9 protein-coding genes are annotated in these 13,277 nt (G+C 34.1%); 4 read left to right on the top strand and 5 right to left on the bottom strand.

Annotated elements, in window-relative coordinates; genetic code table 11:
- Window positions 1-237 precede the first annotated feature (237 nt).
- The 3 genes from thrA to thrC are packed head-to-tail and all read left to right on the top strand — an operon-like array spanning window position 238 to window position 4,970.
- Window positions 238-2,685: a bifunctional aspartate kinase/homoserine dehydrogenase I gene (gene thrA / locus ATO12_RS01745; protein WP_034238097.1), complete on the top strand. Its 2,448-nt coding sequence runs from the start codon at window positions 238-240 to the stop codon at window positions 2,683-2,685.
- Window positions 2,686-2,731: 46 nt separating this feature from the next.
- Window positions 2,732-3,673, top strand: coding sequence for a homoserine kinase (locus ATO12_RS01740; protein WP_034238096.1), 942 nt, complete (start codon window positions 2,732-2,734; stop codon window positions 3,671-3,673).
- A 7-nt stretch (window positions 3,674-3,680) separates the two neighbouring features.
- Window positions 3,681-4,970, top strand: a complete 1,290-nt coding sequence (thrC, locus tag ATO12_RS01735; protein ID WP_034238094.1) for a threonine synthase — start codon at window positions 3,681-3,683, stop codon at window positions 4,968-4,970.
- A gap of 37 nt (window positions 4,971-5,007) precedes the next feature.
- On the opposite strand, the gene ATO12_RS01730 is transcribed toward thrC, so the two are convergent.
- Window positions 5,008-5,889 (bottom strand): M28 family metallopeptidase, encoded by an 882-nt coding sequence (locus tag ATO12_RS01730; RefSeq protein ID WP_034238092.1) that lies wholly within the window; start codon window positions 5,887-5,889, stop codon window positions 5,008-5,010.
- A gap of 97 nt (window positions 5,890-5,986) precedes the next feature.
- On the opposite strand from ATO12_RS01730, the gene ATO12_RS01725 reads away from it, so the two are divergent.
- The gene (locus tag ATO12_RS01725; protein WP_034238090.1) at window positions 5,987-6,574 is read left to right on the top strand and encodes a hypothetical protein; all 588 of its coding nucleotides are present in this window, start codon (window positions 5,987-5,989) and stop codon (window positions 6,572-6,574) included.
- Between the two features lie 24 nt (window positions 6,575-6,598).
- Here the strand turns inward: ATO12_RS01725 and ATO12_RS01720 are convergent, their stop codons facing one another.
- The 4 genes from ATO12_RS01720 to ATO12_RS01705 form a co-directional block, all read right to left on the bottom strand.
- On the bottom strand, window positions 6,599-7,168 hold the full coding sequence (locus tag ATO12_RS01720; protein ID WP_034238088.1) for an NUDIX domain-containing protein: 570 nt from the start codon (window positions 7,166-7,168) through the stop codon (window positions 6,599-6,601).
- A 166-nt stretch (window positions 7,169-7,334) separates the two neighbouring features.
- Window positions 7,335-8,444: a hypothetical protein gene (locus tag ATO12_RS01715; protein ID WP_131248746.1), complete on the bottom strand. Its 1,110-nt coding sequence runs from the start codon at window positions 8,442-8,444 to the stop codon at window positions 7,335-7,337.
- Between the two features lie 13 nt (window positions 8,445-8,457).
- The gene (locus tag ATO12_RS01710) at window positions 8,458-9,873 is read right to left on the bottom strand and encodes a RagB/SusD family nutrient uptake outer membrane protein (RefSeq protein WP_034238083.1); all 1,416 of its coding nucleotides are present in this window, start codon (window positions 9,871-9,873) and stop codon (window positions 8,458-8,460) included.
- 10 nt (window positions 9,874-9,883) lie between these two features.
- Window positions 9,884-13,255, bottom strand: a complete 3,372-nt coding sequence (locus ATO12_RS01705) for a TonB-dependent receptor (RefSeq protein ID WP_051575524.1) — start codon at window positions 13,253-13,255, stop codon at window positions 9,884-9,886.
- Window positions 13,256-13,277 lie beyond the last annotated feature (22 nt).

Below are 13,277 nucleotides of genomic sequence, written 5' to 3'. Positions count from 1 at the left end.
CACGCAAAGTAAAGCAAACAAATGTTTAGTACCATTTTTTTATCGGCTTTATTATTTATCTTAGGAACGATTATCGTATCTGAGGCTTCTTCTATTACAACAGGTACTATTACTATTATTACCCTTAGGGGTTAGTTCATTTATATATTACCACCGGACCATGTATGTAATTCATAAAAAAAGAATTACAAACAAAGCTTTTATTAATAATTTTCAACTTAAAAAATATAATATATTATGAACGTTCTAAAATTTGGAGGTTCTTCTGTCGCTAACGCATCAACCATAGAAAGTGTAATAGAAATCATAAAACAACAATCACAAAATCAACCCTTATATGTAGTTGTTTCTGCAATGGGTGGAATTACAGATTTGTTGTTACAAGCCGGAGAGGAGGCTTCTGCTAATAATGAAAATTATAAAAACACACTGGCAGAAATCGAAAAAAGACATTTTGAGGCTGTAAAAACTCTTATTCCTATCGTATCTCAAAGTGCAATAATAAGTAAAGTTAAAGCAGAGCTAAACGCCTTAGAATCATTGTGTGAAGGTGTATATTTATTAAGTGAATTATCCCCAAAAACTGCTGCCGTAATCGCAAGTTTTGGGGAGATGCTCTCTTCGTATATTATCTCAGAAGCAGCCAAAATAAAAGGTTTAGATATTGTTTTAAAAGACTCTAGAGAGCTTATTGTTAAAACGAGTAATTCTAAAGTTATAATTGATTATAAAGAAACTAATGCCCGAATCAAAGAATTTGCAAATAACAATACGCATAAAGTAAGTCTTTTTCCTGGTTTTGTTGCAAGAACACAGGATGGTGAACCCACAACATTAGGAAGAGGCGGGTCTGATTTTACTGCAGCTATTCTAGCTGCGGCTATCGATGCCAACGAATTACAAATCTGGACAGATGTAAGTGGGCTATTTACTGCCAATCCAAAATTAGTAAAACAAGCAAAGCCAGTATGTCATATTTCATATCAGGAAGCTATGGAGCTTTCTCATTTTGGAGCTAAGGTAATCTACCCTCCTACTATACATCCTGTATTAGAAAAGAATATTCCTATAGTGATTAAAAATACTTTTAAACCTAAGGATCAAGGAACTTTTATCACTCGAAAAGTAGAAGAACGAAAAAAACCTGTTACAGGAATTAGTCATATAGATAGTATCTCGATCATTTCTCTGGAAGGAAGTGGCATGGTTGGCATTCCTGGTTTTTCAAAACGTTTATTTGAAGCGCTATTTTTAGAAAACATAAATGTAATCCTTATTACACAAGCTTCGTCTGAGCATTCTATATGCCTTGCTGTCGAAGCTTCTGAAGCAGAGAAAGCTAAGACTATTTTGGATACTACATTCGAATTTGAGATTTCTAAACATAAACTAGATCCCGTTAAAATAGAAAATGATGTAGCTATTGTCGCACTGGTTGGTGATAATATGTACCATCACCAGGGATTAAGTGGCAAAATGTTTAGTACACTAGGTAAAAACAATGTAAATATAAGAGCTATTGCACAAGGTGCTTCAGAAAAAAATATCTCTGTCGTAATTGCAAAAAAAGACATCAAAAAAGCCTTAAACATACTACATGAACGATTTTTTGAAGTAAAAACGAAACAGCTTAATTTATTTATAACTGGTGTTGGAAATGTAGGAAGTAAATTACTTGAACAGCTTCAGCAACAAAATAAATATTTAAAAAATAAACTACGTTTAAAAATTCGTGTGGTCGGGATGTCAAACTCCAAAACAATGGCGTTTAATGAAAATGGAATTGATCTTGATGAGTGGCAAGAAATCCTTGCCCAAGGAGAAAAAGCCAATGCAGAATCATTTTTTGCAAAAGCAAAAGAAATGAATCTACGTAATTCTATCTTTGTAGACAATACTGCAAATCCTAATATCGCTAAGATTTATAAACACTATCTGGCAGAAAGTATGGCTGTAGTAACTTGTAATAAAATTGCATGTGCCGATGAATATTCGAATTATGAAGAGTTACAAGATCTCTCCAGAAAATTTAATGCTCCGTTTTTATATGAAACCAATGTTGGAGCTGGTTTACCAATCATCGATACACTTAATAACTTAATCGCTTCTGGAGATAATATTCATAAAATACAAGCTGTATTATCTGGCAGTCTTAATTTTGTATTTAATAATTACACCGAAGAAGTTACTTTTCATGATATCGTAAAACAGGCTCAGCAAGAAGGATATACAGAACCAGATCCTAAGATTGATTTAAGCGGTGTTGACGTTGCTCGAAAAATCTTGATCCTTGCCCGCGAAAGTGAAAAAGTTATGGAGCTTGAAAATATAGAGAATGAAGCATTTCTTCCTCAGGAAAGTTTAGAATCCAAAAGTGTAGACGAGTTCTTTAATTCACTAGCCAAAAACGAAGATCATTTTAAAGAAATCCTGGCAGAAGCCAACAAAAAACAATGTCGACTAAAGTATGTAGCACAATATGAAGCAGAAAATGCCAAAGTAGGATTACAACATATACCAGTTGATCATCCCTTTTATAATCTAGAAGGAAGTGATAATATTGTACTTTTTTATACCGATAGATATCCTAAACAACCTTTAATTGTTAAAGGAGCCGGTGCCGGAGCCGAAGTTACTGCTTCTGGTATCTTTGCAGATATTATAAGGATTGGTAAAAGTAAATAGTATAAAATGTCGGTCTGACGAATAAAACGTACTAAAAAAACAACAAATGAAAAGTATCAAAATATTTGCTCCTGCTACGGTTGCCAATCTTTCTTGCGGATTTGATGTATTAGGATGTTGCCTGGATAATGTTGGTGACGAAATGGTAATTTCTATCACAGCTGATCCTGGTGTAAAAATAACAAAGATTGAAGGAGCTAATCTTCCGATGGAGACTCATAAAAATGTTGCTGGTGTTGCTGTTGAAGCTTTTCTTAAAGCATACGGAGAAAATATTGGAGTCGCTATTGAGATTTATAAAAAGATAAAAGCAGGTAGTGGAATAGGAAGTAGTGCTGCCAGTAGCTCTGGTGCTGTTTGGGCGGTAAACCATTTATTAGGTAATCCATTTACCACACATGAATTGGTAAAATTTGCAATGGAAGGGGAAAAACTTGCAAGCGGTAACGCACATGCAGATAATGTTGCCCCTGCCCTTCTTGGTGGATTTACTTTGGTACGCAGTTACGACCCATTGGATATTATAAAACTACACTCTCCAGAAGACCTGGTAATGACCGTTATTCATCCGCAAATAGAAGTAAAAACATCAGATTCCCGATCTGTAATCAAACATAAAGTAACTTTAAAAAAGGCAATTCATCAATGGGGTAATCTAGGAGGGTTTGTTGCTGGATTGTTCACAGAAGATTATGATCTAATCGGTAGAAGTTTAGATGATGTAATTATCGAACCATTACGATCTATTTTAATTCCTGAATTTAACAATGTTAAAAATGCAGCTATTGCAAAAGGTGCTTTAGGTTCTGGGATATCGGGTTCGGGACCTTCTATTTTTGCACTTAGCAAAGGTATGAAGGTTGCAAACGACGTAGCAACTGCGATACAAGATATTTACGAAAAAACAGGAATTGATTTTGATATACACATTTCAAAAATTAATAGCAAAGGAATTAAGATAATAGAAGAAACTGAATACAGAAAATAAAAAAATAATGCAATACTATAGCTTAAACAATAATGCACCTAAAGTATCTTTTTCTGAAGCTGTCATAAAAGGTTTAGCTCCAGATCGAGGATTATACTTTCCGGAAAACATAACTCCGTTACCCAGTTCGTTTTTTGAAAACATAGAACACCTGGATAACAAAGAAATAGCCTATCAGGCTATACAACAATTTGTTGGTAATGAAATTCCTGAACCAGAACTACGGGATATTCTGGCCGATGTTTTAAGTTTTGATTTCCCGGTAGTAGAAGTCGAAAATAATATAGGAACCTTAGAACTATTTCATGGTCCTACTATGGCTTTTAAAGATGTTGGAGCTCGTTTTATGGCACGATGCTTAGGGTATTTTAATAGAAATAACGAAAGCCAGGTTACTGTTTTGGTCGCTACCTCTGGGGATACAGGTGGTGCAGTTGCCAATGGGTTTTTAGGAGTAAAAGGTGTGAATGTAGTTATTCTTTATCCAAGCGGAAAAGTAAGCGACATACAAGAAAAACAATTAACTACACTTGGGCAAAATATAACAGCTTTAGAAGTTGACGGAGTATTTGATGACTGTCAGGAAATGGTAAAAACTGCATTTCTGGATGCAAGTATTACCAATCATAAACAATTAACGTCGGCAAATTCTATCAATGTGGCTAGATGGCTTCCGCAATTATTTTATTTCTTATTTGCCTATAAGCAAGTTAAACATAAGAAGAAAGATATTGTATTTTCTGTACCCAGTGGTAATTTCGGTAATATTTGTGCAGGAATTGTTGCTCACAAATTAGGGCTTCCTGTTAAACAGTTTGTAGCCTCGACCAATGTAAATGACACCGTTGTTAGATATTTAGAAACTTCAGAATATGAACCAAAACCATCAAAAGCTACAATTTCTAATGCGATGGATGTAGGAAACCCGAGTAATTTTATCAGGATACAACAACTTTTTAATCATAACTTTTCTGAGCTTAAGAATAACTTCTCTGCATATAGTTTTAACGACGATCAGACAAGAGAAGCTATGAAAATGATTCATAATGAAACAGGATATGTTGCTGATCCACACGGTGCTGTTGGATATTTGGGGCTCAAAGAGCATGAGATCACTAATGATCAATATGGTATATTTCTGGAAACGGCTCATCCGGTTAAATTTCTAAACATAGTCGAAGAAACCCTGGATACAACTGTAGAAATCCCTAATCAAATTCAAAAAGTAATGGGTAAAGAAAAACACAGCATAATGGTAAATAGCTATGAAAAACTAAAAGAGTTCTTACTGCGGTAAGAACTCTTTTAAAAATATAGTATTATTTTTTAAATCTTTATTTAGCCAGGGATTTCATTACTCCATGAACAATATCGGTAGTAGATGCTAAGTATTTGAAATTTACTGTAGTATACTTATCTTCACTCTGACGTACAAAAGGTGAGTTGTCAGCATTTTTCAACTCTGCAGTAAGCGTAACGGTTTCATAACCAAAATTAGCAAAAAACCTACTTTCTGGTGTAGCTACTTCCCTTTTATAAATAGGTACAGGAGATTCTATACGATATAATGATTCTAAACTAAGACTAGATGCCAACATTTCGATTGCTCTATCTTCGTCATTATCCCATCCCATATAATCAGATCGGTGCATCGAATGAATTTTATATTCTTCTTCTTTCAATTTTTTGGTAAACATTCTTGTGCCAACCATATTACTTTTCCAGTGGTCAAAGAACACGACCATAAAATTTCGGTTACGTTCTTTTAATTCTGTTAGTTTCTTAGCAACATAATATGCTATCGCAACTCCTGTAGCATTATGAACTGCACCAGGGCTATCTTTTACAGTATCAAAATGCGCGGCTATTACGACATATTCATCATTGCCATTGGTAGCAGGAATTTCTGCATAAACGTTTGTACCATTAAATAAGTTCCCTTTTTTATCCTTCACATTATAAGAATGCCTTTCAGGCTTAAGTCCTATGTCCTTTAAAGAATTATATAAAAAGTCTGCAGAAGCTTTCCTTTCAGAAGCACTTTCTCTACTTTTTAATTTTTTTCTGCCTTTAATAGGTTCATGACCTGTAAGTTTGGCAACAATTCCTTTTTGGACATTAATAATCTCTGCTTCTTTTCGATCTTGTTCAGTCTGAGCTGGGGCCATCTGAATTACGAAAATAAATAATAGTAAAAATTCTCTATAATAATTCATTTTGTAGGTTTTGTATTCTATTCCCTTTAACACAAATTTATGAAAAATCTGTAATTATACAATTTTGTATTTTTATTGCTTAAAATAACATTTTAATATGTCTTTTGCAAAAACCATACCTTTTATTATAATAACGTTATTATTTGTTCAATGTGACAATAATACCAAAATCAAAAATTTATTAAGTGCTTCAGAAAATTGGAAGGGCGAAGTTATTGAATTTCCTTTAGAGTTTGCCACTTCTTTACAATATTCTGGTGTCGAATATGTTCGTTTTGCTCCAGGATGGGGAAAAGAAGGTGCTTCTGACTATTTTTCATATGCATTTTTATGGGATATAAACGAGGATCCACAGTTATCTGCCAAAAAAATTGAATCCGAAATGGAAGCTTATTTTGACGGCTTAATGCGTTTGGTATCTAAAACAGATGCTAAACAAAAGAGTAAAATACCTAAGTCTAAAGCGTTTTTTGAAAAAGTAAATGATTCTGTATATGTAGGAAAAATACTGACTTATGATGCTTTTACGACAAAAAAGGAATTGAATTTAAATATTACAGTACATTATAGTAAGTGCAAGTTACAAAATAAACACCTTGTATTATTTAATTTATCTCCACAGCCCCTCGAACATCAAATCTGGAAGAAATTAAAAAAGGTTACCGTTACTACCAATTGCGAATAACAAGTTTATTTGTAATTGCAAACTTTACTTATACGTTATTTTAAACCATTGTAGCGCTATAATGGTTTTTGCATCATTTATCTTTCCAGATACTAATAAATCATCTATTTGTGAGATATGATACTTACATAGTTCTATATCTTCCTCCTCTTCCTGTACTCCTCCTCCTTCATATATTTTATCTTTCTCAGAAACTTCGGCATAATACAGATACATTCTTTCAGAAGAACCACCCGGAGTAGCATAAAATGTAGTGATATGTCTTAAATCATTTACTCGATATCCCGTTTCTTCTTCAGCTTCGCGAATAGCACATGCAACAGGGTCTTCATTTGCTTCTAATCCTCCTGCGGGAATTTCAATCAGCCAACCATTACCATTTTTTGTGGTAGGGTAACGAAATTGATTGATCAAGATTAGGTGACCGGTGTCTTTTTCATATAATAAAATAGCAACAGAATCTCCTCGATCTACCATTTCTCGGGAATATGTCACCGGAGTATTTTTATGAAAACGATCATGAGTAACAACAGCTTTTTTAACTTTTAAAAAACCATCATAAACTAAATTTTCATCAAGAATTTTATAATTCATCCATTTAAAATTAGCAAAACAAAATATTACATTTTTGTCACTGCCAAGATATGGTTTTTTAAATGGAAATATAGTGATCAAACGGGTCCATATATAAATGAGCTCGACTAATTTTTAATAGTAATCGAGCCCATTATAATGACTAACTCAAATCCCTGTACTTTTTTTATAAAATTCCTTTTATCGATATAGAATCTAGTATGATCATTTCTGTACCTGCTCCATTTCTAAATGTTACTACCAATCTTCCTGTAGCTAATTTGTTATCTGGTATTGGTATTCTTAATTCTTGCCATGTTCCTTCTACTGCCTCAACATCATCATCAAAAATAGAAAGGATAGGATCTCCTAAACCATCTGCTGTTTCAAAATAAATTACAATTCCGTCTTCGGTTTCCCAGGAAGTGGTTCTAAAAAATAGTTTTACATCTAACACTGCATTAGTTACATCTGGATTTAAACCTGTAATTTCATCAAAGGTTAAGGTTACAAAACCATCGAGATCAGATGTAACATACCCTTGATTTCCATCTATAAAATTAGTTTCGAAACTATCAGGGTTTGCAGCAGTAACGGTAGTGTTATAGACTCCCATTATTTCTTGTTCAATTGCACTAACACTAGCTGCCAAAAAGGATGCTGTAAACCCCAGCTCATCACCTGTACTTACATAACTAACATATGGTACTTCTGATGCCGGGTCTGTATCTTGAATATTTGGCAATGGATCTTGTGTTGCTGCCGGACGTGGATACCTGGTTAAAGTTCCGAAAGTTGGTATTTCTTCAAAACTAGTATATCCAAATTCGAAAAGATCATCTTCTCCTATATTTATAGTTACACTTTTATTTTCTCTTTGGTCTGGTGCTCCTAAAATATAACCCTGTATCGGTTGAAGACTAAATATTACGGCTCTTGATCCTTTAGAAAGCTCATCATTAACCAAAGATTCGAGCAATGTTACATCTACCGTTGACTGCCCTGCAGGTAACACAAAACTACCCGAACCTGCTGGAAGGGTAAAATCAACTCCTTCTTGAGCAGCATCCTGATCCGGAAATGCTATGGTATAGTTTACAGTTAAGTCTGTAGCAAGAAGTTCTCCCGAGTAGGTAAACGTAGTGGTAACGCCTCCCATATCAGATTCTAGGACATTGATTTCATTCGTTTTAAAAGAAATATAACTAAATTCTGAAGGTAATAGCACATCGTTTTCAGTATCACAACCTAGGATACTTACTAAAGCTATGAGGTATATAAATTTTATACTTTTCATTTTTGTTTTGTTTTTAGTATCCTGGGTTTTGTTGATTAGCAATATTAGGGTTTACATTGATTTCATCGATAGGTATCGGTAAAATCGTTCTATTAGCAGGTGCATTAATCTCGATTGGATCCCCATCTTGCCTGTATTTATTAAAAGTGATACCATGCCTGGTAAGATCAAAAAGCCTAAACCCTTCAAAAGCCAATTCTTTTCTTCTTTCTAATAAAATTTTATCAAGCAATGCCTGCCCTGTCTCTGTCGATACAGGTAATGTATCTGGAGGAACAGGTGCTTCTAATGCACGATGAATAATAACATCTAATGCTTGCTGAGCGTCGGAATCTTCATTTAATTGTGCATGGGCTTCTGCTTTTATTAAATACATCTCTGAAAGCCGTAAAACATGTACATTATCATCCTGAGTGTCATTACGAGGAAATTTTTGTATCAAATTTACTGCCCCCTCTGCAGGATACAGCTCTTTTCTAACATCTGTATCGGATAAATTACTTTTAAAATTGTCTGTAGCAAATGCATCTTTATAATTCAGGTAAAAGTGACTAATTGAATTGGATCCCGAATTATCCGTTTCGTTATTCGCAACAACAAATAAGCTTTCTGAATTAAAGTCCTCTGCCCAGGCTGCAATGTAATTATCTCTTGTTAGTAAACTTTTACCGCTAGTATTAATAACGTCGGTAGCCATATCTCTTGCTCCCGACCAATTTTCCTGATGTAAATATACTCTCGCTAATAATGCTTTTGCAGCGTTGATATCTAACCTTGTTGGTCTAGATTCTGTACGCATAAGACTAATAGCTTCTTGTAAATCACTAATTATCTGTTGATAAACAGCTGCTGTTGAACTTCGTGGAGGCTCTTGCAAGTTTGCTCCGTCACCCAGCAGTGCAAAATCTGGTATTGGTACCCCTAAATGAGAAGCATCTGTAGTAAAATTGTAAGGTTGAGCAAATAAAAGTTGAAAATTATGAAAAGCCAGCGCTCTTAACGCATACATTTCTCCTATATACTGATCTGCATCTTCTTGTACTGTCTCTGGAAAAGATAATTTCTTTGCTTCACGAATTACAATTGAAGTCGTCGCAATTATTCGAGACATAATATTCCAAGCCTCATTGGTTCGGGCATCATTAGAGGTAACTATATAATCATCAAATTCTAAATACCTTCCTGTATTGTCAAAAGCGTCAATAAATGCATTATCCGACATAATTTCGGGCAATAGCGTAAAAGTTCTGTTATATAAAGCTGAATTTGCTAAGAAACTATATGCTCCACTAGAAGCCAGTTTCAAAGAATTAATATCTGTAATAGCATTTTCTACTTCGACAGCATCAGAAAAGCGTTGCTCTAAAGTATCCTCACACGACAATAAGGTGAGTATTGTGGCAATAAATATATAAATGTATTTTTTCATGATAATTCGTTTAAAATGTGATGTCTAAACCTAAAAACAATGTACTTGAAATAGGTATTTCCTGATTTAATCTACCGTCTGATCCGGCTTCGGGATCTCGTTCTAATCGATCATCTTTGATAAAAGTGTATAAATTGTTTCCTTTTATATACACTCGAGCGGTAGAAAGCCCAATTCTTTCTATAGAAGTTAAAGGAAGATCATAAGAAAGCGCTACTTCTCTTAATCTTATATAGCTTCCATCATACACAAATCTACTTGATCGCAGTGCAGAACTTCCTGATTGTCCATTTCCATATACAAAAGCAGGAACATCTGTAACATCTCCTGGCTTTTGCCATCTTCTTTCGTAGGTACCACGGCTTACATTTCCGGTAGACGATAATCGTCGAGAACCATCACTATTAGTAAATCTATTCCATGTATCATATACCAAACCTCCCCAGGCTGTATATAATTGAAAATTAAGAGTAATACCTTTATACGAAAAAGAATTTCTAAGGCCTGCGTAAAAATCTGGAGTGGCATTACCTATAATTACTTGTTCTGCATTGTTATAGTTTGCAGTTACTTCTGTTCTAGTATCATCAACATACCAAAGAGCATTACCGTTTGCTGGATCTACTCCAGCATATCTAGGCAAATAAAATGTTTCTATATCCTCTCCTATTGCTACAATACTAGTACCACCTACTATAGGATCACCACCTCTACTTAATTTGGTTACTTCATTTCTATTTGCTGTAAAATTGAAATTTGTTGTCCAGGTAAATCCATTAGTATTCGACACTATATTACGAGAGGTAATATCGAATTCTATTCCTGTGTTTTCCATCGATCCAATATTTTCTGCAATATTATTTCCTTCACTTCCATCTTCTCCTCCATCTCCATTAGCTGCAGAAATTGGTCTCTGTCTTAATAGATCTGTTGTTTCTCTTGTATACCAATCAACACTACCTTGTATTCTATTATTTAACAAGGAATAATCTAATCCTACATTGAATGCTTTGTTCAGTTCCCATTTTATATCAGGGTTTCCTACTGATGTAAAAATTAAACCTGGATTACCATCACTATCATTAACTCTGAACAGGTTAAATATTCCTGTCTCGGGATCATTACCATTTACACCATAACTCGATCTTAATTTTAGATCATTTACAAAGCCAACTGATTCCATAAATGATTCATTGGCAATATTCCATCCCAGACCTGCTGACCAAAATATTGCAAATTGATTATTTTCTCCAAAACTTGAGGATCCATCACGTCGTATAGAACCGCTTATCAAATATTTGTCATTTTGCGAGTATTCTGCATTAAGAAATACAGAGTTTAAACCACTTTGCGCTTTATTAGTGGAGGCCAAGGTTGGGGTACTACCATTATTAAGATCTTCAAAACCATCTGGAATATTTTCTACGGTAAGATCACTAAACTTATTTCTGGTTTTTTGCAATTCGTATCCTCCGAATGCGGTTAAACTGTTGTTATTCCAATTTAGATTATAGCGTAATAGATTTCTAAACAGCCAAGAAAACAAGAAATTAGAATCCTGTTCTCCTCGACCTAAAGGTCTTCCGTCTCCATAACTAGCGGGAAGTCTTATAAACTCGTCCTGAAAGGTTTGATTCATATTGATCAAAGATTCATAAGATAAGCCTTTTACAATTTCATACGATAACCCAGCTCCAGCTAGTATTCTATGATCTATATCTTTTCGTATCTCATCTTGCGCCTGTGCAATTGGGTTATGGGTACTATTGAATCCAAAATTAAATGTTCCGTCTTCATTATAAGGAGATATATCAGGTCGAATTCTATATATCGAACGAACTGGATTAGCAAACTGCCCTCCTGTTGGTCTTTCTTTAGAAATTGATTTATTATAAGATATATTAACATCTAGTTTTAAACGATCTGTAAATTTGTGGTCGATTTTTAGCCTGGTATTCATTCGCTCTAATTGCGAATTTAGAATAATTCCTTCCTGGTTAAAATATCCTCCAGAAAGGTAAAATTTTGTATTTTCTGCTCCTCCTCTTACAGAAAGATTATGCTGTTGGTATAATCCATCTCTAGTAAGTTCATCATACCAATCTGTATTCACATTAGGATTAAATCCATTATCGGTCAAAAAAGTTAGTGCATCAGCATCATTATCACGTATTCCTGCATTTTGCACTCCTTCTACCAATAATTCTTGTAATTCTGAAGTGTTTAATGGTTTAAATCGTTCTGCAACAGTCGCTGATGACAAACCAGATTGTACACTATATGAAACCTGAGTCTTACCAGAAACTCCAGACTTGGTTTTTATAACGATTACCCCATTGGCCCCCCTTACACCATATATTGAGGTAGCGGCAGCATCTTTTAGGATAGACATTGCTTCAATATCATTGGGGTTGAGTGATGTTACCACTGCAGAGTTTGTTGTCTGAAAACCATCAATAACATATAGAGGAAATGCAGATTCGAATGATCCAACTCCACGTATTCTCACATTAGGAGATGCTCCCGGTTGTCCACTGCTTGCGGTTACCTGTACACCAGCAATATTACCTTGAATACTCTCCTGTATAGCTGCTCTAGGTGTAGCTGTAATTGATTTTACATCTATATTTAATGCCGAACCTGTGAGTCTTGATTTTCGCTGAACACCATATCCTGTTACAATAACTTCTTCTAGATTACTAATATCTTCTTTTAGGACTACATCTATAGTATTCTTAGTTACTACAATTTCCTGTGTTTCAAAACCTACATAAGAAAATACCAGGGCATCACCTTGGTTTGCTTCTAATTTGTAATTACCATCAAAATCTGTTAACGTTCCTTTATTTGTTCCTTTAATAATTACGTTAACTCCTGGTAAAGGGTAGCCTTCTTCACTTTGTATTATACCACTTACAAAATTTTGTTGTGTTTTGGTTTTATTATCAATTGTGTTTTTATTGGTTTGTTCTATTGATTTTTCTTCAATATAATCCAATAGATTTTTAAGAGCTAGACCTGATGTTTTTACATTTCTTGGAAATAAAACGATTTGATTTTTATATATCTTAAAATTTATATTAGTATCATCAAATAGTCCGTACAACACTTTTTTTACTCGCTCATTAGTCGCAACAAGAGACACTTTTCTTGAAATATCGACCAAATTATTATTATAAAAGAAACGAAATTCGCTTTTTTGTTCAATCTCTTCAATAGCAGTTTGTAGTGTAACTTCCTCAAGTGAGATTGAGATATTTTGAGAATATGTATTAAATGAAAATAGTTTTGAAATGGTAATACATATAAGTAAAGAATAAATTTTCATAATTCTTATAAGATGTTTTCTGGATAAGAAAACTCCGGAAAGGTTTTTTTTCATAATTTTGTGTGATTTTAATTAT

The sequence above is a fragment of the Aquimarina atlantica genome, assembly GCF_000626715.1.
In the GTDB taxonomy this organism is placed as follows: domain Bacteria; phylum Bacteroidota; class Bacteroidia; order Flavobacteriales; family Flavobacteriaceae; genus Aquimarina; species Aquimarina atlantica.
This window is presented reverse-complemented; position numbering and strand designations above follow the sequence as displayed.